Here is a 21,294-nt window from a genome sequence, read left to right as displayed (position 1 = left end):
GTCAGTTGACCCTCTTGCGGGCGTCGGGCACGACCAGGTCGCCGCGCAGCTTGGCCATGCCTCGCGAGACCGAGCTCTTGACCGTGCCCACGCTGATCCCGAGGGTCCTGGCGATCTCGGGCTCGGTCATGTCCTCGTAGTAACGCAGCACGATCGCCGTACGCTGCCGCGCGGGGAGGCGGTCGAGCGCCTGCTCCAGTTCGTCGTACCGGTGCCGCGGGTCCTGCTGCACCGGTACGTCGGGGAGCTCCTCGGAGGGGTATTCCTCCAGCTTGCGCCGCCGCCACCAGGAGATGTTGATGTTCACCATCGCCCGCCGCACGTAGCCGTCGAGCGACGAACGGTCGCGGATGCGGTCCCACGCGAGGTACGTGCGGGCGAGGGCGGTCTGCAGGAGGTCCTCGGCGTCGCTGGGGTTGCCGGTCAACTGGTTGGCCACGCGGAGCAGGGCCGCCCCGCGAGACTGCACGTACGTGCGGAACTCCTCATGGTTCACGATCAGGGATCACCAACCCGGCCAGAGAGGCATCTCGTGCCAGAATCGCAGCCGTGCCCTCGGATCCGGCTGAACCGAAATCCAGGTTTCGCACCCTCCTGGGCAAAGACCGGGCAAGCCGGTGGCGGCCCGTCACGCACGCCGTACGCGCTGTCGGGCAGTGGTTTGCCCGTAACAGGTGGCAACGCCTTGCACCGGGAGGAGGAATATTGATCCCGGACGCCACCAACGCCCGGAAAACCGCCTCTCCATCCCCCTCCGGCATGTGAGGCTGGAAAGCGTGGAAGGGGCGATGTCGTATCGGGCCGGAGAGCGAAGGCGGAAGCTGGCGGCGGCGGTTCTCGGCCGCGACGCCGGGCCCCCGCCGCGGTCCCCGGAGGAGACCGAGCCGTTCGACGTGATCAGCGGCGACCTCCTCGACGTGAGCCCGCACCTGATCATCGTGGAGACCGCCGACGGCGAGCAGCGGCGTCTGGTGATCGCGCCATGGGCGACCGCGTGGCGTGGGGGCGCGGTGGCGCCCGCCGACCTGCCCGCCGGGGCGCGGGTCGTCATCCGGGCGCTGCGATCCGGCACCGTGGCCGAGCACATCTGGGCCGACATCACCCGGATCACCGGCGTCATCCGGGAGGTTCGGGGCCGGCGGGACCTCACGATCGAGCTCGACTGCGGTCCACATCGCCGGGAACGCTCCATCGTCGTTCCCTACCGCTCCTCCGGGCGCATCCGGGTGCGGCACCCCAAGCTGGAGCCGGGCTACCTGTTCGACGCGATCGGGCTGCTCGACCAGGGCATCACGCTCGCGCAGCTCCCGGCGACCTCGCAACCGCCGTACCGGGCCACGGCCGCGCCCCCGCCTCCGGCGGCGTACGCAGGAGGCCAGGCGGGCATCTCGGGCACGGCCGTATGGGCGGACCTCACGGAGTTCGCAGAAGAGGGCGTCGCCTATCCAATGATCGAACGCGAGGACACCGGCTGTGAGGAGGGCGGCGTCTCCTGCGCCGGCCTGCCGTACCTCGCGCTGGGCTCGCTGCTGCGCGTGCGCAATGTGTGCGACGGCCGGGCGGACGCACTGCCGATCGTCGCGTGCGGGTGTCTCGCGGGGCGGTTCTGCGACCGATGCCTGGAATGCGGCACGTCCCCGCGCGGCAGGATCATGGAACTGGCCGCGTCCTCGTACGTCGCGCTCGGCGGAGACTTGACCAAGGGCTGTTTCAATGTCCGCGTCGGATTGGGGTGACCGGTGCTTTCGACCATCGCGGCTGCCGCGCTGCCGATCCTCGTGGTGACACTGGCGCTGGGCGGCGTCGCCAAACTGGCCACGGCCGGACGCGAGGCGTCGCCGGGGGCGCTGGCCCGGCTCGGCCCGGCGGTGCTCATGCCCGAGCGCTTCGCCAGGCCCGCCACGTATGCCTGCTCCCTGGCCGAGCTCGCGCTGGCGGCCGGTCTGCTGGTCGTGAACCACCCGGCCGGCCGATGGCTACCGGCCGCGTTCTTCGCCGTCGCGACGTACGTCCTGTGGGATCTGCGCAGGCGGCGGCCGGACGTGGGGTGCGGGTGCTTCGGAGACGTGAGCGACACGCCGGTCGGGCTGCGGTCGATCGGCCGGGCCGCGGCGCTGACCGCGATGGCGGTCCTCGTCGGGGTCGAGGGCGTCACCGGGCTGCCTCGTGTCACCGTGGAGACGGCGCCCTGGATCGGCGCAGGGGTCGCCCTGCTGCTCGTCTGCTCCCCCGAGATCGACGAGATCGTCTCCCGCCTACGGCACCGGGCGCCGTGCGAGCAGCGGCCGACGCCGCCCGGACGGGCCCTGTCACGGTTGCGGGCCAGCGCGGCGTGGCGGGCCCATGCCGGGTCGCTGCTGACGGACGAGCCGGCCGACATGTGGCGCGAGCTGTGCTGGCGCTTCTTCGTCTTTCCCGCGCAGGGCGACGCGGAGGTGGTGTTCGCCGTGCATCTCGACGGCCGGCGTCCCGACGTACGTGCCGTCGTGGTCGGGGCCGACGGCCACGTGACCGCGGCCGGTGACCACAGCGCCGCCTCTCTGCGGGAATCTACGCCTGTATCGGCCTGACGCTATACATGCGTAGATTCCCGCATCGAGGACTTTCACTTCAGCTCTCTACGGCTCTCTAGCTTCCCCTCTAGAAAGCCGTAGAGAGGTCGATGGGCGCGCCGGTCACACCGGCTGCGCGCGGAGGAACCTCCCGAAATGCGGAACGGTGAACCCGATCACACCGCGTTCGGCGCTGTAGATCAGACCCTTCTTGATCAGGCTGTCGCGGGCCGGGGACAGGCTCGACGGCTTGCGGCCCAGCACCTCGGCCACCTCGGCGGTCGGCACGGGGTCGTCGCCGAGCTGGGCCATGGCGTGCATGTAGTCCCGCTCGGCGGGGGTGGCCCGCTCATACCGGCTGCCGAAGAAGCCCACCGCGAGCTCCTCCTCGGCCTCCGGGGCGGACACCTTGATGTCCTCGGCCGTGATCGGGCTGCGCGGGGCGAGATCCCAGGCGACCTTGCCGTACGCCTGGACGAAGTAGGGGTAGCCGTCGGCCGCCTCGTACAACGCGTCGAGCGCGTCGGGGGTGAACTCGACGTCCTCCCTGGCGGCCGGGGCGATGAGGGCCAGGTCGGCGGCGTCCCGGTCGAGCCGGTCGATGCGCGCGTAGCGGAACAGCCGCTCGGAGTAGCTCTTGCTCGCCGACAACACGCTCGGCAGGTGCGGCAGGCCGGCGCCGACGACGATCAGCGGGCCGCCGTTCTGCGACAGCTCGTGACAGGCCGCGCACAGAGCCGAGACGTCCGGCGCCTGCACGTCCTGCATCTCGTCGATGAACAGCGCGATGCCGACGCCGAGATCGGTCGCGACGCCCGCGGCGTCGATGAACAGCTCGGTCAGGTCGATCTCCAGGTCGCCGGAGTCGGCCCGGCCGCGCGCGGCGGGCACGTCGATGCCGGGCGACCAGTGGGAGGTGCCCTTGGCCGCGGCGGGGTCGCGCATCGCGAACGCCTTGAGCACGCCGAGGAACTCCTCGATGCGCTCGGGGGCGCGGTGCCGGGGGGCGAGCTCCCTGATGGCCATGTGCAGCGCGGCCGCCACCGGGCGGCGGATCGACTGGTCGGGCCTGGCCTCGATCTTGCCGGTGCCCCACAGCCGTTGCATGGCCATGGATTTGAACGTGTTGAGCAGGACGGTCTTGCCCACACCGCGCAGGCCGGTCAGGACCATGCTCCGCTCCGGGCGGCCCCGGGCCACCCGCTCGAGCACGATCTCGAACTGCTGCAGCTCGCGGTCGCGTCCGGCGAGCTCCGGGGGGCGCTGACCGGCGCCGGGGGCGTAGGGATTGCGCACGGGGTCCACGCTCTCGGACTTTATGACGGCATATAGCGGCCGTCGTAGATTTCCGTAGAAAGCGCTACGGCGTGTCGCCCGGCGCGGCCCCGGCACGCATCGCCCGGCGATGGGCGGTGCCTGAACCGGGACGACCGGGACGACAGCGGGCGGAGCCGGGGAGGGCACGACCGGATCGAAGACCACGGGTCCGGCGACAGCCGGAACGGGGGCGGCGGACACCGTGGGCACAGCCATCACACACCCCTTACCTGCCGGGACTCGACCGAACCCGTGTTCGATCCGATGGCCATGACTGTAGCGCGTCATCGAACACCTGCGCGAGCTTTCCGCGAAAGCGCCGTCAAACACCGTCGTTCAGGTGGCAGCCCAACCCCACTGGCCCTGCCCCTGCAACGGCCCCTGCAGCGGCCCCGGCAACGCCCTGCGCGCCGTAATCGGCGGCGCGACGCGGCCCACATCCGCCTGTCCGCCGGCCTGCCCTGCGACCGATTCCTCGCGCGGCCCGCGCGTTCGCATGCCTCGTCTTGGCGTTCAGCGCCAGTGGTCGCGTTCGGGGAGCCTCACCCACGTGCTGGGCGAGGCGATGGCACTGGCATCGTCCAGTCGCAGGCCCGCGCCCGCACAGCAGTACGCCAGCGCTCGTCCACGGAACAGGTAGCTGCTGAGGATCTCCTCCGCCGAGCCGTCGGACGAAGGGTTGCCGCCACCGGGATGGGTGTCCCATGCCACGATCCCGCCGTCCCGGGTGACGCTCCCCTGGTTGCCGCTCTTGGGATTGGCGTACATCGCGAAGCAGACCGTTCCCGCCGACAGGCGCTTCGTGACACCGGTCGCGTACGGCATGTATCCCCACGGCTGACTGACGACGCAGCCGCCGGGCACGTCTGTCATCCCGACGATGGCGAGGTTCTCGTCGAAGTCCTCGAAGATGTCGTCCTCGAGAAGCTCGTCGACTTCGGCGCCGTCGACAGGGGCGGCCTCCAGGCGGCGTGCCGCCTCGGCCGCGGTGACGCCGGCCACGCAGGCCACGGCCACCCCGTCGTAGTAGAAGTCGCCCAACGCGTCGATGAGACGCCTGGCCTCCGCCACCGACTCGAGTTCGGCGTCGGACAGGCCGGGCCGGCCGGCGGGATCGCCGAACAGGCCGGGGATCGGCGAGGCCAGGCTCAGCCGTCCGGGCGACCAGCCGTTCATCATCGGCCGCCACGGGTCGGCGCCGGCCTCGGCCAGGATCCGGGCGTTGTCCGGACGGCCGGCGAAGACGGCCCTCCACAGCGCCGTACGGCCCTCCTGCTCGGCGTCGACGTCGTCGACGCGGGCGACCAACTCCGCCACCACCTCGGGAGAGCCGCATTCGGCGGCCGCGTGCAGCGGCCGTCCGTGGTAGAACACCCCCGAGTTGGGATCGGCGCCCGCGTCGAGCCGGGCCCGGATCAGCCTCAGGTTCTTCCAGGAGTCCCAGCCGATGCCGGACCAGGCCGCTTCGTGGGCGACAGCCATGACGCTCCCTCGGTGAGTAGGTAGGCCGATCATGGCGAGGCCCACCGACAAAACCGTGCCGCTTCGGAGTCCGCTAACGGGACACGTGCGGGAGCACGATGGCCGCCACGGCGGCCAGGGCGATCAGCCCCAGATAGGCGAGGACGAGCCGGGTGTCCCTGAGATAGCACTTGCTCCTGGTGAGCCCGGCACGGCGCGCCCGCCAGTATCCGGCGAATCCCAAGGCCGCGAAGCCGAGCACGGCCCAGGCCCCGAACACCCAGGCGAGCAGCGCCACCGTCGCGTACACGCACAGCTTCAGCGGGTCGTACGGCGTGGCCTGCCCGCCCCCGGCCGATCGGGCGGCGACGGCCTGCTCGTACGCGACGCCGGTCGGCCGGTCGCCGGGCTCCCCGTTCGGGAGGCTCATGTGATCTCCAGCAGCGGAAGCCGTACGCCGGGGTCGGCCGCGGCGACGGCGGAAAGGCGCTGGCGCGCGAGCGCCGGCCAGGCCTGGACCGCGCAGAACGGCGCGCACTGGTCCTGGTCGGAACGGGTGCCGACATGGACGCAGCACTGGATCAGCCGCTCCTCCAGCATCGTGGACATGTCCATGAACGGCTTGATCGTGATGCGGACGACCCGTTCGCCGAGCAGCCGGCGCAGCCGCCGCTTCCGGCCGGGCAGGGCCGAGGACGCGAGCGTCAGCAACGTCGACAGCCCGAGGTCGCAGTTCTCGCAGATGTCGCGCCAGATCTTGCCGATCTCGGGGTGCGACAGCGACGACTGCTCCGACAGCAGGCCGAGCAGCGACTCCTGCACGGCCATGCGGAGCTCACGGGGGATCTCCGAGTCGGCGATGCGGTTGGAGACGAGCCCGAGGTTCTCCTTGAGGCGGTCGTGCCCGATCAACGCCGTCAGGGAGCGCCACCGGTCGGCGTCGTCCTTGACCATGTAGCCGACCGAGCAGCAGTGCGGGTGCGAGCAGGGCAGGGCGGTCAGGTCGCGCCAGGTGACCAGGCCGTCCGTCTGGGGGCCGAGGCGCTTGAGCACGCCCGTGTGGGTGAGCCGGTCCATCGGGTCGATCGCGCCGGACCGTCCCGAGCCGAACTGCGGCTGGATCGAGACGCCTCCGACGTACGGCGTGTCGAGGGCCAGGCGCACGACGTCGCCGATCTCACCGTCGTTCACCCCGAGGGCGGCGGTCATGACGAGCGTGGTGAAGATCTCCCGCTCGGACAGCCGGCGCAGCGCCTCCGCCTTCTGCCGCCGCAGGTCACCGCCCCGGTGGTGCCGGGACGCCTCGGCCGACAGGCCGTCGTACTGCAGATAGACCTCGACGCGTTCGCGATGCTCGGTGAGCAGGTCGAGCAGGGCGTCGTCCCTGGCCACCAGAAGCCCGTTCGTGTTGATCAGGACGCGGGTGACGGGCCGGGCCGCCAGCTCGGTGAGCAGCTCGGGCAGGTCGGGGTGAAGGGTCGGCTCGCCGCCGCTGAGCATGAGCACGTCGAGACGGCCGTTCTCGCGGGCCAGGCGCTGGTCGACGTTGGCGAGGATCTCCCGGACCGGCACGATCCCCCGCAGGTCTGGCGAGGACTCGGTGAAGCAGGTCGGGCAGCGCAGGTTGCACGCCTCCGCCACGTCCTCGAGGAGGATGCACGTGTGCTGGGTCTGCATCTCGGGCAGCCCCCGCAGGTACGCCTCCGGGACCGGATCGAAGTTCCCTGCGACGTCGGGGAGGTGCGCCTTGGTGGGGGCGGTCCACTCCTCCAGGTAGGCGAGGATCTCCGGGTCCTCGTCGTAGAGGGTCCTGACCATGCCGTGGGTGCGGCAGCCGCGCTCCAGGTAGACGCGGCCGTCGCGGGCCACGAGCCGGCCGGACAGCCGCGGCACCTCCGCCAGCGGACGGTCGGGCCGCTCCTCGTGGCAGCGCGGGCAGAACGCGTTGACGTAGCGGAGGATGCGATCTCCACGCAGGGGCATTCCGGTGCTCAAAACATGCCATCCGTGTAGAACGAGGGGTTGACGCCGGTGCAGAGGCCGGCGGTGAGAATCGTCAGGAGCGCCCAGCCGATCATCAGGCCCAGCCCGAGCCCGCGAGACCAGGGCTTACGGAGAAGAAGCAGGAGCGTTCCGCCGCCGAACGCGATCGCGGCCAGGATCACGGCCCCGCCGATGAGCGCGACGTTCTTGTGATCGCTCGCGATCCCGTCCGCCACCGACAGGGTCACGAGGAAGAGCACGAAGTTGACGACCACATAGGCCACGATCCCCACGAAGGTCATCGCGATGACCGTGCCGGTCGAGTTCGGAGCCGGGGGCGGCGGCCATGGGCGCGGCGCCCCGGGCCCCGGGCCACCCGGGCCGAAGGGTCCCCCCGGACCCTGTGGCCCGCCGGGACCGAAGGGTCCCCCCGGACCCTGTGGCCCGCCGGGACCGTAGGCTCCACCCGGGCCGAAGGCTCCCCCTGGACCATGTGGCCCGCCGGGTCCCGGGGGTGATTGCGGGCCACCGGGACCGTTCGGCGCGCCCGCGCCGGGACCGTGCTGACCAGCCGGGCCGTGATGAGCACCGGGGCCGTGATGAGCACCGGGAGCAGGGGACGCCGAGCCCTCGGACTGGTCGCCGGACGCCGCTCGGCCCTCGGGCCGGTCACCGGGAGACCCGGGCGGGCCTTCGGGCCGGTGAGGATCGCCCTGCTGCGGGTCGTGCGGCCGCTCGGGCGGCTCGGGGGGTGTGCTCATCTCTCCTCCTCGCCCACGGGCGACAGCCGGGCGGCCGGTAACAGCGGTTGCCGCTCGCCCCGCCGGGGGAGCAGTCGATCGTAGAACCCCTTGCGATATCCGAGCCAGAGGCGGACGGCGAGAAGCGCGAGCCCCGGGACGAGGAACCACTGCGGGCGGGTCAGGTCGAGCCAGACCGTCTCGTTCGCTCTGGTGAACTCGACGAGGAATCGGAAGACGGCATACGCGCCCAGATACAGGGTGAACAGTTCTCCCGGCCTGTCGACCCGGCTTCGCGCCCACAGCAACGCGCCGAAGGCGGCGAGCTGGAAGACGGTCTCGTACAGGTATGACGGGTGCATGGCCTGCCCGGCCAGGCAGCCGGGGCACTCCGGGACGGTGGCCGGGGCGTGGACTCCCCAGGGAAGGCTCGTGGGCCGGCCGGGGGCCTCGGTGAGGAAGCAGCCGACGCGGCCGACGGCCATGCCGAGCGCGACCGCGGGCGCGAACAGGTCGCCGGTCCGTTCCCGGTAGCCGATCAGCCGTTTCGCGACCAGCACCCCGACGTACGCGCCGGTCAGGCCTCCGAGAATGCTCCGGGCACCGAACATCCACGCCTCGAGGAGGCCGGGGTTGAGCGCGGGATTGAGATGCTCGGCCCAGCCGGACAGCCGCATGCCCATCGCCCCGCCGACCAGCGCGCCGGTGACGGCGACGAGGGACTCCTCTTGCAGGGCCCCCCGGCGGCGCGCCTCCAGGACGAACACCACGCTCGCGAGGATCACGCCGAGACCCACGAAGAACGCATGGGTCGGCACGCTCACCCCGCCGAAACGCAGCTCCTCAAGCACGACGCCACCCTAGCGACGGCCCATAACGAATCCGACTGCCAATTCGTACGGCTTGCGCCCCTTCTGTACGGCGATTCCAGCCGAATCGCCGACGCTTTGTCCACAGGAATCCCGCTGTCCACAGGAAACGTGCGCGACCGCCGGCGCACGCCTTGTCCGCAGGTAACCTGCGCCTATGACCTTCTTGTGGAACCGCAGGTCAGCGGTAGTGGTAGCGGCTCTCGTCGGTATGACCGGCTGTGCCGGGGTCGGTGACGCGGGTGCGTCCGACACCGCCCGGACCCGGGTGTCCGCGCCCGCCGCGGCGTCGTCGCCGTCCAGCACGGCCGGCGCCGGCCCCTCGGCCGCGCAGGCCTCAGCCGCGTCCGCGTCCGTCACCCCTCCGCCCGTCACGCCCTCGGCCGCGCCGATCTCGCCCGCGCCCGGCAGCGGTCCCACGCCGAGCCCGAGCGGGCCGCCGCCCTTCTCGGCGAAGATCGAGAAGGTGTCCCGCGACGACGTCCGGCACTCGTGGCGGCCCGGCTGCCCGGTTCCGCTGAGCGGGCTGCGCAAGATCACCATGACCTACTGGGGCTTCGACGACCAGGCGCACACCGGCACGCTCGTGGTGAACAAGAAGGTGGCCGAAGACGTGGCCTCCGTCTTCGGGAAGCTCTACGACATGCGCTATCCCATCCGCCGGATGGAGCCCGTCGACGTCTACAAGGGCAGTGACTACGACTCCATCGACGCCGACAACACCTCGGCCTTCAACTGCCGCAACGCCACCGGTTCCGGCAGCTGGTCCAATCACGCGTACGGCCTCGCCGTGGATCTCAACCCCCGGGAGAACCCGTACGTCTACGCGAACGGGTCCAACGCCCACCGCAACGCCGACGCGTTCGTCGACCGGCCGCTCAAGAAGCCCGGCGTGATCAACGACGGGGATCGCGTGGTGCGGGCCTTCAGGCAGATCGGCTGGGGCTGGGGCGGCTCGTGGTCGGGCGCCAAGGACTACCAGCACTTCTCCGTCAACGGCCGCTGACGCCGGTGCCGCGCAAACCGCACCGCGGGCCCCGCCCACCGCGTACGGCGCGTGGGCGGGTCGCCCGCCGGTGACCCGGTGACGGTTGTCCCGCCCACGGGGTGTCCCGCCCCGCCGGTGATCCTGTGACGGGTTGCACCGCCCGCCGGTGACCCTGTGACGGTTGCCCCGCCCGCCGGTGACCCTGTGAGAGGCCGGCAGGGCCGAGCCGTGCTCCGCCGGGGAGCGCTTGCCGGGTGACGAGACGACCGGTTACGGCGTGACCGGCCTGCCGCCGAAGGTCACGACGAGGTGGCCGTCCGAGGCGAAGGACCAGCCCATGGCGCCGGTGTAGGAGGAGCACCGGGACCCGTTCGAGCCGGACCAGAACTGGTTGGAGCTGTCGGCGTTACCGACCGTCTTGTCGTTGGACCCGCTGCCGCTGCGGCACGAGGTGTTGTTGCGGAACACCGAGGTGCCGGCGTCGAAGGAGAAGTTGCGCTCGGCGTTGTCGATGCCGACGTTGTTCGAGATCGACATCGTGCCCGGGTTGCTGTTGTAGGTGAACCCGTGGTGACCGTTGCGGTAGGCGATGCTGCGCCGGACGACGTGGTTGACGGAGATCTTGTCGCCGCCCAGTTTGTAGCCGTTGCGGTCGCCGTCGCCGGCCTGGCTGCCGTCGGTGAGGGTGCCGTTGTTGTAGGACAGGGAATCCTCGATGGTCACCGGCCCGATGGCGCCGGTGTCCGTCTTGGTGTAGAGGTCCCAGCCGTCGTCGATGTTGTTGTGAGACACGTCGTAGCGGAAGACGTTGCCGGTGCCGGTGGTGAGCTTCGCGGCGAAGCCGTCGGCGTCCTCGCCGTCGGAGTCGGCGTTGTCGTGCGACTCCGCGCTGAGGATGAGGTTGTTGGACGGCCACTGGTCACGGGGAGTGTCGGAGGCGATCCGCCCGAGCTGCAGCCCGGTGTCGCGATTGAACCGGGTCACCGTGCGCTCGATGATGTTGTTGCTGCCGCCGACGTAGATTCCGTTGTCACCGGCCCGCTCGACGACGATGCCGTACACATGCCAGTACGAGCCGTTCACGGCGAGTCCGCGGTTCGACGAGGACTCGCTCTGGGCCGAGAAGTTCAGCACCGGAGTCTCACCGGGGTAGGCGGACAGGGTCTTGCGGGCGTTCGAGGTGCCGTTGTTGCCCGGTGCGATGGTGATCGTCTGCGTGAAGGCGTACCGCCCGCCGCGCAGATAGATCGTCCCGCCGGGGGCGACGCGCGTGATCGCCGAAGTGAGGGTCGTCGGGTCGGACTGCGTCCCCGCCGCGCCGTCCCTGCCGTTCGGCGACACGTACACCGCGCCACTCGACGGCGTGGTCGAGGGCGAGGGGGTGGGTGACGGCGAGGGCGAGCGTGTCGGGGAGGGCGACGGGGTGGGCGACAGGGTGGGCGACAGGCTGGGCGAGGGCGTGGGCGATGAGGTGGTGGTGGAGCCGGTGCAGGTGACGCCGTTCAAGGTGAACGCGGCGGGCTTGGGGTTGGACCCCGACCAGCTGCCGTTGAAGCCGATGGACAACGACGCGCCGGTCGCGATGGCGGCGTTGTAGTCCACGTTCGTGGCCGTGACGTTCTGCCCGCTCTGGCTGTAGGTGGCCGACCAGCCGGTGCCCACCTTCTGACCGCTGTCGGGTAAGGCGAACCCGAGGGTCCAGCCGTTGATCGCGCTGCCCAGGTTCTGGATCGTGATGCCGGCGGTGAACCCACCCGGCCAGTCGTTGGTCGTGTAGGTCACGGCGCACCCGGTGGCGGCCTGTGCCGTTCCGGCGGTGGTCACGCCGGCCAGGGCGACGGCTCCGGCGAGGGCGCCGATCACCGCGACGCCCGTTCTGGTTCTGCTTTTCACAACCGAGCTCCTTGCAAGGTCGCGCAGGGCCCCTGACCGAGGAATGACTCCTGACCCCACAAGGGGTTTCGTGCACCTGAACTACATCCATTCACAGGAACACCGCGCATCAAGCTACGACCCCGTCGATCGCCGGTCAACGCCGCGCCGAGGCGGCTTTCCGCCCAGGACGGCCCTCACTTGCGCAGGGATCGCTGGAGACGAGTAACGGAATCCGGGACCGGCTGAAACGTTCAGGCGAGAACTCGGAACACAAAGGGCGGCCGCCGGCGTTCATCGGGCCACTGCCGGGGAGATCCTCACCCAGCCGGCCTGCCGTCGCCACACCACTCCCCTGACGGCGGCGACCCTGCCGGTACGGATGTACCGGCAGGGTAACGAGCCGAGCCCGTCGGAAACGGTGATCGGATAAGAGGCACCACCACCCGCACCGGCGACGGCGCGAGAAGGAGGAGAGAAAAGGGAGGACAACGCCCGCTCCTCCGGCCGCAGGAAGCGGGCGTCTCTCCAGATATGACATCTCCTGATTCTCCGGATAAAGGGGAATCACGAGTGAGGGCTCACACGTTAACGGGCTCCGGACACCGGGTCGGAAAGGATCGCTCACCGGTTAATAACGATCGGCCTACGACACCATCACACTGGCGATCAGCCATGTTCCACAGGTCGGCTCCCTGCCGATCGCCACCACTTCCCGCGAACCGCTCACGAGGCCGCCACGCGCCTTCGGGACGTACGTTTCGCGACGCGGATCCAGGTCGTCCCGCATCGCGGGTGGAGTGACCCTCGTCGATCTGGTCGCCGGGCTGGAGGTGCCCCTCGGACACTGGTGACCGTCAAAGCGATTCGGCGGGCTGCGGCAAGATGGGTGCATGGCGGCGAAGGACGGCGACGGCTGGGCCCTGTGCGAGCTGGGGCACCAGCACTGGGGACTGTACGGCGCCGCCGGCCTGCTCACCGTGCACCACACGCTCGACGGCATGCCGTACGTGCTGATGCAGAAGCGGGCCTGGTGGAGCCATCACGGCGGGACGTGGGGGCTGCCGGGCGGCGCGTGCGACAGCCATGAGGACGCCATCACCGGCGCGCTGCGCGAGGCGCGGGAGGAGGCCGCGCTGGACGCCGATCTCGTCCGGGTGCGCGGGCTCTACGTCGACGACCACGGCGGCTGGTCGTTCCAGACGGTGATCGCGGAGGCCGGGGGGCTGCTCGACGCCGCGCCCGCCAACGGCGAGAGCGCCGACATGCGCTGGGTGGCGGCCGACGAGGTGGCCGCGAAGGAACTGCATCCCGGTTTCGCCGACTCGTGGCCGAGGATCCGGCCGGCGCTGAGCCCGGTGGTCGTCGTCCTCGACATGGCCAACATCATCGGCGCGCGGGCCGAGCACGGGTGGTGGAAGGATCGCGCGGGGGCCGCGAACCGCCTGCTCAACGAGCTGGTGCCCCGTGCCGCGCAGGGCTTCGACGAGATGCCGGAAGGGGTTCCCGCCCTGGCCCGATGGTTCCCGCGCGTGGTCGCGGTGCTCGAAGGGGCGGCGGCCGGCGCCGCCGATCCGGGGCCGGTGACCGGGGACCTGACGGTCGTGGTGGCCGGGGGCAGCGGGGACGACGCGATCGTGGAAGCGGTGCGCGGCGCGCGGTCATGGGAGACGGCCCTCGTCGTCACCGCCGACCGGGGGCTGCGCGAGCGGGTGACGGCCCTCGGCGCCCTGGTCACCGGTCCTCGCTGGCTGCTCAAGCAGCTCTGAGACACACCCATCCCGGCCCTCGACCACGCACAACCCTGCCGTCAACCGCGCACAACCCCCGCCCCGAACCACACCCATCCGCCACTGAGCCCGGCACACCCCACCCCTGCACCCGGCACATCCTGCCCCCGAGCCGGGGCACCGAGGGCTTTATGCCCATTCGCCCCATTTGGGCAGGATGAGAATGTGACCCTGCGCTATCGCCGGCTGGCCGCCACCTGGACCGTCACCGTTCCGATCCTCGCCGTGGCAGTGCTCGCTCTGGCGTGGGGACGGACCATCCCTCCCGTCGTCGTGGTGATCGCGGCGGTCTTCCTCTCGGTCTCGGTGCTCGCGGCCGTGCACCACGCCGAGGTCATCGCCCACCGCGTGGGCGAGCCGTTCGGGTCGCTCGTGCTCGCCGTCGCGGTCACGGTGATCGAGGTGGCACTGATCATCAGCCTCACCGCGTCGGGCGGGCCGGCCGCGTCGTCGCTCGCCCGCGACACGGTGTTCGCCGCCGTGATGATCACGTGTAACGGGATCGTCGGCCTGTCTCTGCTCGTCGCGGCGCTACGGCGGCGGGTGGCGGTGTTCAACGCGGAGGGGACCGGAGGCGCGCTGGCCACCGTCGCCACCCTGTCCACGCTGAGTCTCGTCCTGCCGACGTTCACCACCGGCCGGCCGGGGCCGATCTTCACCTCGGCCCAGCTCGCGTTCGCCGCGCTCGCCTCGATCGCGTTGTACGGCCTGTTCGTGCTCACGCAGACCTTCCGGCACCGCGAATACTTCCTCTCGGTGGAGCCCGGGACCGAGGGACCGGATGCCGCCGGCCACGCCGCTCCGCCGACCACACGGGCTGCCACTGCCAGCCTGGCGCTGCTGCTGACCGCGCTGATCGCGGTGGTGGGCCTGGCGAAGGTCGAGTCGCCCGCCATCGAGGCGACCGTACGCGCGGCCAGCCTGCCGCAGTCCGCGGTGGGCGTCGTGATCGCGCTGCTGGTGCTGCTGCCGGAGACCCTCGCCGCCGCGCGGGCGGCCCGGCGCGCCCGGGTCCAGGTCAGCCTGAACCTCGCCTTCGGCTCGGCCATGGCCAGTATCGGGCTCACCATTCCGACGATCGCCGCCGCCTCGCTGTGGCTGAAGGGGCCGCTGCTGCTCGGACTCGGCCCGACGCACATCGTGCTGCTCGTGCTGACGGTCGTCGTGGCGACCTTGACCGTGGTGCCCGGCCGGGCCACCCTCCTGCAGGCGGGCGTGCACCTCACGCTGTTCGCCGCCTTCCTGCTCCTCGCCGTGAGCCCGTGAGCCCGTGAGCCCGTGAGCCCGTGAGCCTGTGAGCCCGCGATGCCGCGAACCGCGGAAAGACCTGACCGGAGTGAGAGGCCGGGACCTCTCACTCCGGTGACGCCGGTCACGCGGTCAGCCGCGGGTCCACTTCTGGTTGGCTCCGCCGGTGCAGTCCCACAGTTGCAGACGTGCGCCGCTGGCGGGATTCACGTCCACGATGTCCGCGCACCGGTTCGCGGGGACGTTGACGAGGTCACCGGCCGGGGTGAGCGTGAAGCGCTGGGCGCCGGTGCCGTTGCACGTGTAGAGCTGAATGGGCGTGCCGTTGGCGGTGCCGGCCGCGGCGGCGTCCATGCATTTGCCCATCGCGCGGACCGTGCCGTCGCCGTTGATCGTCCACTGCTGTGCGGCGGTGCCGTTGCAGTCGTACATCTGCAGCCGGGCGCCGTCGACGGGGTTCGCGCTCGGGATGTCGACGCAGCGGCCGTTCAGGTTGGACTTCAGCGCGCTGCCGGTCCCGCCTCCGCCGTCGCTCGTCCAGGCGGAGACGCGGACCCAGTCGATCAGCATCGTCTGAGGGAACGACGTGGTGGAGTCGGGGTTGCCCGGCCAGTAGCCGCCGACCGCGACGTTCAGGATCATGAAGAACGGGTGGTCGAACACCCACTGATTGCCGCGGATGTCGGCCGGTGTGACGCGGAAGTACTCCGAGCCGTCCAGGTACCAGACGATGAGGTTGGGCGACCAGTCGACGCGGTAGGTGTGGAAGGCGTCGCCGAGTGGCGCGCCGATCGTCCGGTTGCCGCCGACGCCGCTGCCGCCGGAGTAGCCGGGGCCGTGCACGGTGCCGTAGACGGTGCCGGGCGTGTTGCCGACGTTCTCCATGATGTCGATCTCGCCGGTGTTCGGCCAGTTGCCGCCGCCGAGCATCCAGAACGCCGGCCAGATGCCCTGACCCTTGGGGATTTTGATGCTCGCCTCGAAGCGGCCGTACGCCTGGCTGAACTTGTCGGCGGTCAGGATGCGGCCGGAGGTGTACTGGCAGGTGCCGTAGTGGCACTGATAGTTCGACGGGTTCTCCCGCCGGGCGGTGATGGCGAGGTGTCCCTGCCCGTCGTGGTACACGTTGCGGGTCGAGTTGGTGTAGTACTCCAGCTCGTTGTTGCCCCAGCCACCGCCGCCGATGTCGAACTTCCATTTGGAGCCGTCAACGGGCGTTCCCGCCGCGGCGTTGAACTCGTCCGACCAGGTGATGGGGCCGATGGCGGCTTCGGCTCGGTCCGCGCCCGTGCCGGCGACCAGGCCGCCGGTCAGGCTGACGACCATGGCCGCGGCCATGATGAGGAGCCGGGGTTTGCGCATGGAGATCTCCGGTTGGTGGGGGGATGCCAGCAGGATCTCCGGCCCGCGCCCCTACGCGGAGAAAGGGGGCGCACCGGTGCGTCCAGCGCTTCAGCTAAGTTTTAACTCTTGAATTAAGATGCAACACCCCCATCGCGCGGACTGTCAATAGACCTTGACTGAGATGTGTCAGCCGGGCCCGGCGACGGGACGGCGCGGGCGTACGCCGGCCTGCCGTACGGGCAGCCGGTAGGTCTCGCCGCGCATGAGGTAGTGGACCAGGTGCGACAGCCCCGCGCTCCGGACGTGCCGCTGGAAGTCCTTCAGCGGAGAGGCGAACGCCGCGTAGTCGTCGTAGTGCACGGGCAGGGCCGAGTCCGGCTGTATCAGCCTGAGCCACTCCGCTCCCTGGGCGCCGTCCATGGTCACCGTGAGGCCGAGGATCCGCGTGCCGCCGAGATGCACGATGCCGACGTCGATGTCGGGGAAGCGCCGCGGGATCTCCGACAGGCACTCGTCCATGACCGTGTCACCGCTGATGTGCAGGCGCAGGTCCACCTCGCCCGCGTGGGCGAAGTCGAGCACGCTCCCCATGACCGGCGGCATCAGGCCGTTCGCCGGACCCGGCGCGTGCCGCGCGGGCGTGGCCGTCACCGTCAGCGTGCTGTCCCCGTGGCGCTGGTGGTAGTACTCCCAGGGTTCCAGGCCGATGGCGTGGTCGAATCCCTGGCGGCGCACCCGGGCCGCCGCGTGGCGGGTGGTGACGATCGGCAGGTCCTTGTCGAGGCCGTTCCTGGCGATCCTGTCCCAGTGGTCGCCGTGCATGTGCGACAGCACGACCAGGTCCAGGGGCGGAAGCTGCGCGATCTCCATCGCCGGCTCGGTGCGGCGGCGGGTGCTCAACCCCCAGCCGAGATGGGCCCGCTGCCCCTTGTGCAGGAAGTTCGGATCCGTCAGCAGGGTGAACCCGTGAGAACGGATGATCATGGTGGCGTTTCCCACGAAGAACACGGTCGCGTCCGCTGGATCGGGCATGACGCCTCCCCTCTCCCAGACTTTCAGGCTACGTAAACCGCTACAAATCACCCCAAAGCGGGGGGCGGTTACCGATGCCGCGCCCGACAAGATGCGCCCGGAAGGTTCAGCCGGAGACGAGTGAGAACCCGAGCTGGGAGTACAGCTCAAGCAGGTCGAAATAGTCCCGATGGGCGGCCACGAGGCCGTTCTCCGCGTGGCAGGCTCCGCAGCCGCGCACGGTGATCCGCCGGCCGCTCGCGCCCATGACACCGCCGCCGGGCAGCGGGAAGGGCCCGCTGTGCGTGCCCGTCATCGTCCACTCGCTGAAGCCGGGGTCGGCGTAGTCCATCCTGTTCCAGACCGTCAGGGTCATGTCGCCGAAAGCCTTGAACAGATCTTCCCAGTATCGGATGATCTGCTCCCGCCCCTCGCACTCCCGCAGCGGGGTGGACAGGACGGCGTTCCGGTCGTAGCAGGCCGACAGCCGGGCCAGGTCATGGGCGTTCACCGCGTTCAGCACGCGGTCCGCGAGCTGCCGGCCGTCGGGCATCCCGGATCACTCCTCCATGCGTACGCCCACGGTAGCGCCGCCATGGCAAAGGGCGTCGTCAGGAGACGCAACACCGCCGGATGCAACGCACGGGGCGCCTTCGGCGTCCCTGGAATCGTGGACGACACCTTCGACGATCTCGTCCGGGCGCGCGGCTCGGCCCTGCGGCGATCCCGGAGGAGTGAGCCACCTGGGACCCCGGGGAGCCCGGGGTCCGCTCGGTGTGTGCGCCGGGGTGCTCAGGCGGGCCGGGGCCGTGCGGCACGGGCCAGGGTGACCGCGGCCACCACGCCGAGGGCCGTGACGATCGACAGCCACCAGGCGGTCGTGCCCATCGCCTCCGGCCTCGGCGGATCGGCCAGGCTCAGGAAGACGGTGCCGAACACCGCCACGCCGGTCAGCTGGCCGAACTGCATGGCCGTCGTGAGCAGGCCGCTCGCGTCGGCGGCGCGGGCGGGTGGCACGTTGACCAGGGCATGGTTGAGCAGGCTGATCGAGATCCCCAGCCCGGCGCCGTAGACCACCAGCGCGGCCCACATCATCGGGCCGCCGGTCGCCGATACCGCGAGACCGGCCGTGCCGAGGGCGCACAGGACCAGCCCGGACGCCGGGAGCAGCCGGTGGATCCGGCCCGGCAGCCTGCGCCAGTAGAAGCTGGCCAGTCCGAACGCCGTCGCCATGGGCAGGAACGTGAGCCCGGCCGGCATCGGGCTCTCCCCGAGGCCGCTCTGCAGGTGCATGGCGAAGGTGAACAGGAACCCGCCGTAGGCGACCATCACCGCGATCAGCGTCGCCAGGCCCGAGGGCATGCCGGTCGCGCGCAGCACGTCCAGGTTGAGCAGCGGGTCGCCGCCCCTGGCCGCCGTACGGCGCTGCGCCACGACGAACACGGCGGCGAGCACGACCCCCGCGGCGATCGAGACGTACGCCCACACGGGCCAACCGGCCTCCCTGCCCAGCACGAGCGGAAGCACGATCAGGAGCGTCGCGGGCAGCGCGAGCGCGAGGCCCCGCAGGTCGAGCCCACGCGCACCGCGCGGCCCGGACGGCGCGTCCGGAGGCACCAGCCGGGGCACCGCGACCGTCAGCAGGACGCCCGCGGGGACGTTCACCAGGAACACCGGCCGCCAGCCGGTCCCGGCCAAATCGGCGCCGGTCAGCACCCCGCCCAGCGTCAGCCCGGCGACCGAACCGGCCGAGAGCACCGAGGCGTACGCGCTGAGCGCCGTGGCCCTGGCCCTGCCGGTGAACCGGGTCTGGATCACGCTCATGATCTGCGGGACCATCACCGCCGCCGCGGCCCCCTGGACGAACCTGAAGGCGATCAGCGTCCCGATGTCAGGAGCGAGCCCGCACAGCAGCGAGCCCGCGGTGAAGGCGGCGACCCCGATCACGTACATGCGGCGCCTGCCGTACAGCTCGCCGAGCCGGGCGCCGGTGATCAGCAGGGTCGCGTACGCGATGATGTAGCCGCCGACGACCAGTTGCAGGGCGGCCCCTGAGGCCTCCAGGTCGGCGCCGATCCGGGGAATCGCCACGTTGACGATGTAGAGGTCGAGCAGCCCCATGAACTGGCCGGCGAGCAGCACCGCCAGCATCGGCCAGGGCCGCCCGGCACGGGCCGGGGCCGGCCGGGCAGAGGCGGGGCGGGTGGTGTGGGTGGGGATCATCCTCGTCCTTTCCACAAGCGGTTTCGCCGGTACGTACCGGGAGCGTGCGGCCGACTCATCGGTCACCGATGAGTCGGCGGCGGCGAGCCGGTAGATACCGGTGACGGCGACGCGACGCGGGAGAGCGCATGTGGAGTGACGAGGAGTTCGAGCGGATCACCGGGCCCCACCGGCGTGAGCTGATGACGCACTGCTACCGGATGCTGGGCTCGGTGCACGACGCGGAGGACCTGCTACAGGAGGTCATGCTGCGGGCATGGCGGGCGTCGGGCGACTACGACGAGCGGCGGGCCTCCCCGCGCACCTGGCTCTACCGGATCGCGACGAACGCCTGCCTCACGGCACTCGAACAACGCGGCCGCCGGGCACTGCCCTCGGGCCTCACCGGCCCCGCCGACGACCCGGAGACGGGGCCGCAACGGAGGCTGCCGGAGGTGACCTGGCTGGAGCCGATCCCCGACGCGCTGGTGGACCCCGCCGCGATCGTCGCGTCCCGGGGCGGGATCCGGCTGGCGTTCGTCGCGGCCCTGCAGCACCTGCCGCCGCGGCAGCGGGCGGTGCTCATCCTGCGCGAGGTGCTGGCCTGGCGGGCGAGCGAGGTCGCCGACCTGCTGGAGACGTCGGCCGCCGCCGTCAACAGCGCACTGCAGCGCGCCCGCGCCCGGCTCGCCACGGTCGCCCCGGCCGAGGACGACCTCGTGGAGCCGGACGACCCCGCCGGCCGCGACCTGCTCGACCGGTACGTCGCGGCGTTCGAGAAGGCCGACGTCGACGCCCTCGAACGGCTGCTGCGGGAGGACGCGGTCCTGGAGATGCCGCCGTTCCTGTCGTGGTTCTCCGGCCGGGAGGAGTTCGGCCGTTTCATCCGCTGGGTCTGCACCCGGCGCGGCCCCTGGCGGATGGTGCCGACGCGGGCCAACGGGCAGCCGGCGCTCGCCGCCTACGTCGACGGCGGCGACGGCGTCCCGCGGGCCCACTCGGTGCAGGTCTTCACCGTCACCCGATCCGGCGTCGCGCGGAACGTCGTGTTCGGCAATCCCGCCCTGTTCACCGTCTTCGGGCTGCCGTCCACGCTCTAGGGAAGGAAGGCGAGCACCTCGCGGACGAACGCCTCCGGGGCGTCCTCGTGCACCAGGTGCCCGGCGGGAATCGTGACGAGCGTCGCGCCGGGGATGCGGCGGGCCATCTCGGCGACCCGCTCCTGCGGGATGTGGCTGTCCGGCCCGCCGCCGATCACGAGCGTGCGCGCGGTGATCAGGCCCAGCCGCTCCAGCCACGCCGGGTCGGGCCGGTCGACCTCGGGCCTGATCGCCTCCACCATGGCCCAGTCGAACGTCAGCGGCCCCTCCGGGCGTACGAGAGGAGGCGGGACACGCGGCACGGGGAGCGGGACGTCCTCCAGGATCAAGGTCCGCACCCGGCCCGGCCGCTCCGCGGCGAGCAGGTAGGCCACGACGCCGCCCATCGAGTGCCCGATCAGGTCCACCGTGCCGAGCGACAGCGCGTCGAGGAAGGCGAGGACGTCGTCGCGCATGAGTTCAAGCCCGTAGGTCCCCGGCCGTCCGCTGGCGCCGTGGCCGCGCAGGTCGAGGGCGTACACGTGCCGGTGGGCGGCCAGAACCGGCGCGACGCCCGCCCAGTCGGCCATGCCCTCGCCCAGCCCGTGCAGCAGGACCAGCGGCACGCCGCCATTCGTCCCGTACGTCCGGTACGCGATGCGAACGCCGTTCGCCTGAACCGACGCATGATCCGTCACATCGTCACGATAGCCACCCAAAACCCCTATGGGAGCATCAGGGACTCCAAGTAGCATGACGCCGAAAACGGGATCACCGTTGATCACGGATACGGCCGATCCCGCATGCCGGGTGGCCGGAAGGCTGCTCGTACGCGGGA

19 protein-coding genes are annotated in these 21,294 nt (G+C 71.1%); 6 read left to right on the top strand and 13 right to left on the bottom strand.

The annotated features are described in order from the left end of the window. Position 1: 1 nt before the first annotated feature. Positions 2-502, bottom strand: coding sequence for a SigE family RNA polymerase sigma factor (locus ACQPZZ_RS01790; RefSeq protein ID WP_363636147.1), 501 nt, complete (start codon positions 500-502; stop codon positions 2-4). Between the two features lie 274 nt (positions 503-776). Between ACQPZZ_RS01790 and ACQPZZ_RS01785 the strand changes: the two genes are divergently transcribed. Both ACQPZZ_RS01785 and ACQPZZ_RS01780 read left to right on the top strand, forming a co-directional pair. Further along, positions 777-1,736, top strand: coding sequence for a hypothetical protein (locus tag ACQPZZ_RS01785; RefSeq protein WP_432928307.1), 960 nt, complete (start codon positions 777-779; stop codon positions 1,734-1,736). 3 nt (positions 1,737-1,739) lie between these two features. Beyond that, entirely contained in the window at positions 1,740-2,570 is an 831-nt protein-coding gene (locus ACQPZZ_RS01780) for a MauE/DoxX family redox-associated membrane protein (RefSeq protein WP_432928305.1), read from the top strand. Between the two features lie 105 nt (positions 2,571-2,675). On the opposite strand, the gene ACQPZZ_RS01775 is transcribed toward ACQPZZ_RS01780, so the two are convergent. The 6 genes from ACQPZZ_RS01775 to ACQPZZ_RS01750 form a co-directional block, all read right to left on the bottom strand. Further along, on the bottom strand, positions 2,676-3,857 hold the full coding sequence (locus ACQPZZ_RS01775) for an AAA family ATPase (protein WP_432928303.1): 1,182 nt from the start codon (positions 3,855-3,857) through the stop codon (positions 2,676-2,678). Between the two features lie 525 nt (positions 3,858-4,382). Continuing rightward, positions 4,383-5,351 carry an ankyrin repeat domain-containing protein gene (locus ACQPZZ_RS01770; RefSeq protein ID WP_432928301.1) on the bottom strand — a complete coding sequence of 323 codons (969 nt, stop codon included), beginning with the start codon at positions 5,349-5,351 and terminating at the stop codon, positions 4,383-4,385. Positions 5,352-5,424: 73 nt separating this feature from the next. Beyond that, positions 5,425-5,760, bottom strand: coding sequence for a hypothetical protein (locus ACQPZZ_RS01765; protein WP_432928299.1), 336 nt, complete (start codon positions 5,758-5,760; stop codon positions 5,425-5,427). Then, positions 5,757-7,313 (bottom strand): radical SAM protein, encoded by a 1,557-nt coding sequence (locus tag ACQPZZ_RS01760; protein WP_432928297.1) that lies wholly within the window; start codon positions 7,311-7,313, stop codon positions 5,757-5,759. Before ACQPZZ_RS01760 ends, ACQPZZ_RS01765 begins: the two co-directional genes overlap by 4 nt. Before the next feature lie 8 nt (positions 7,314-7,321). Further along, a complete protein-coding gene (locus ACQPZZ_RS01755) occupies positions 7,322-7,606 on the bottom strand; it encodes a hypothetical protein (protein ID WP_432928295.1) in 285 nt (94 codons plus the stop codon). A gap of 464 nt (positions 7,607-8,070) precedes the next feature. Next, positions 8,071-8,904 carry a prolipoprotein diacylglyceryl transferase gene (locus ACQPZZ_RS01750; RefSeq protein ID WP_432928293.1) on the bottom strand — a complete coding sequence of 278 codons (834 nt, stop codon included), beginning with the start codon at positions 8,902-8,904 and terminating at the stop codon, positions 8,071-8,073. A gap of 175 nt (positions 8,905-9,079) precedes the next feature. On the opposite strand from ACQPZZ_RS01750, the gene ACQPZZ_RS01745 reads away from it, so the two are divergent. Continuing rightward, positions 9,080-9,928, top strand: a complete 849-nt coding sequence (locus ACQPZZ_RS01745) for a M15 family metallopeptidase (protein ID WP_432928291.1) — start codon at positions 9,080-9,082, stop codon at positions 9,926-9,928. 252 nt (positions 9,929-10,180) lie between these two features. On the opposite strand, the gene ACQPZZ_RS01740 is transcribed toward ACQPZZ_RS01745, so the two are convergent. After that, positions 10,181-11,803, bottom strand: a complete 1,623-nt coding sequence (locus ACQPZZ_RS01740; protein WP_432928289.1) for a cellulose-binding domain-containing protein — start codon at positions 11,801-11,803, stop codon at positions 10,181-10,183. A gap of 872 nt (positions 11,804-12,675) precedes the next feature. Between ACQPZZ_RS01740 and ACQPZZ_RS01735 the strand changes: the two genes are divergently transcribed. Further along, entirely contained in the window at positions 12,676-13,551 is an 876-nt protein-coding gene (locus ACQPZZ_RS01735; RefSeq protein WP_432928287.1) for an NUDIX domain-containing protein, read from the top strand. Positions 13,552-13,737: 186 nt separating this feature from the next. Next, positions 13,738-14,838, top strand: a complete 1,101-nt coding sequence (locus tag ACQPZZ_RS01730) for a calcium:proton antiporter (protein WP_432928285.1) — start codon at positions 13,738-13,740, stop codon at positions 14,836-14,838. 114 nt (positions 14,839-14,952) lie between these two features. Here ACQPZZ_RS01730 and ACQPZZ_RS01725 read toward each other — a convergent pair whose 3' ends face one another. The 4 genes from ACQPZZ_RS01725 to ACQPZZ_RS01710 all read right to left on the bottom strand — a co-directional run bounded on the left by ACQPZZ_RS01725 (position 14,953) and on the right by ACQPZZ_RS01710 (position 19,398). Beyond that, positions 14,953-16,182 carry a family 16 glycosylhydrolase gene (locus tag ACQPZZ_RS01725; RefSeq protein WP_432928283.1) on the bottom strand — a complete coding sequence of 410 codons (1,230 nt, stop codon included), beginning with the start codon at positions 16,180-16,182 and terminating at the stop codon, positions 14,953-14,955. Positions 16,183-16,350: 168 nt separating this feature from the next. After that, the gene (locus ACQPZZ_RS01720; RefSeq protein ID WP_363635378.1) at positions 16,351-17,196 is read right to left on the bottom strand and encodes an MBL fold metallo-hydrolase; all 846 of its coding nucleotides are present in this window, start codon (positions 17,194-17,196) and stop codon (positions 16,351-16,353) included. Positions 17,197-17,302: 106 nt separating this feature from the next. Next, a complete protein-coding gene (locus ACQPZZ_RS01715) occupies positions 17,303-17,728 on the bottom strand; it encodes a nuclear transport factor 2 family protein (RefSeq protein WP_432928281.1) in 426 nt (141 codons plus the stop codon). Between the two features lie 239 nt (positions 17,729-17,967). Further along, positions 17,968-19,398, bottom strand: a complete 1,431-nt coding sequence (locus ACQPZZ_RS01710; RefSeq protein ID WP_432928280.1) for an MFS transporter — start codon at positions 19,396-19,398, stop codon at positions 17,968-17,970. Between the two features lie 128 nt (positions 19,399-19,526). On the opposite strand from ACQPZZ_RS01710, the gene ACQPZZ_RS01705 reads away from it, so the two are divergent. After that, positions 19,527-20,477: a sigma-70 family RNA polymerase sigma factor gene (locus tag ACQPZZ_RS01705; protein ID WP_432928278.1), complete on the top strand. Its 951-nt coding sequence runs from the start codon at positions 19,527-19,529 to the stop codon at positions 20,475-20,477. On the opposite strand, the gene ACQPZZ_RS01700 is transcribed toward ACQPZZ_RS01705, so the two are convergent. After that, positions 20,474-21,154, bottom strand: a complete 681-nt coding sequence (locus ACQPZZ_RS01700) for an alpha/beta fold hydrolase (protein WP_432928276.1) — start codon at positions 21,152-21,154, stop codon at positions 20,474-20,476. The genes ACQPZZ_RS01705 and ACQPZZ_RS01700 overlap by 4 nt on opposite strands. Between the last annotated feature and the right edge of the window lie 140 nt (positions 21,155-21,294).

It is taken from the genome of Microbispora sp. CA-135349 (assembly GCF_050947365.1).
Classification (GTDB): Bacteria; Actinomycetota; Actinomycetes; order Streptosporangiales; family Streptosporangiaceae; genus Microbispora.
Note: the sequence above shows the minus strand (reverse complement) of the source record. Positions and strands in the feature narration are given on the sequence as shown.

Excerpts from the sequence above, each read along its gene's own strand:
- ACQPZZ_RS01770 (WP_432928301.1), bottom strand. The coding sequence starts at position 5,351 with ATGGCTGTCGCCCACGAAGCGGCCTGGTCCGGCATCGGCTGGGACTCC.
- ACQPZZ_RS01765 (WP_432928299.1), bottom strand. The coding sequence starts at position 5,760 with ATGAGCCTCCCGAACGGGGAGCCCGGCGACCGGCCGACCGGCGTCGCG.
- ACQPZZ_RS01760 (WP_432928297.1), bottom strand. The coding sequence starts at position 7,313 with ATGCCCCTGCGTGGAGATCGCATCCTCCGCTACGTCAACGCGTTCTGC.
- ACQPZZ_RS01745 (WP_432928291.1), top strand. The coding sequence starts at position 9,080 with ATGACCTTCTTGTGGAACCGCAGGTCAGCGGTAGTGGTAGCGGCTCTC.
- ACQPZZ_RS01735 (WP_432928287.1), top strand. The coding sequence starts at position 12,676 with ATGGCGGCGAAGGACGGCGACGGCTGGGCCCTGTGCGAGCTGGGGCAC.
- ACQPZZ_RS01725 (WP_432928283.1), bottom strand. The coding sequence starts at position 16,182 with ATGCGCAAACCCCGGCTCCTCATCATGGCCGCGGCCATGGTCGTCAGC.
- ACQPZZ_RS01720 (WP_363635378.1), bottom strand. The coding sequence starts at position 17,196 with ATGCCCGATCCAGCGGACGCGACCGTGTTCTTCGTGGGAAACGCCACC.
- ACQPZZ_RS01715 (WP_432928281.1), bottom strand. The coding sequence starts at position 17,728 with ATGCCCGACGGCCGGCAGCTCGCGGACCGCGTGCTGAACGCGGTGAAC.
- ACQPZZ_RS01710 (WP_432928280.1), bottom strand. The coding sequence starts at position 19,398 with ATGATCCCCACCCACACCACCCGCCCCGCCTCTGCCCGGCCGGCCCCG.
- ACQPZZ_RS01705 (WP_432928278.1), top strand. The coding sequence starts at position 19,527 with ATGTGGAGTGACGAGGAGTTCGAGCGGATCACCGGGCCCCACCGGCGT.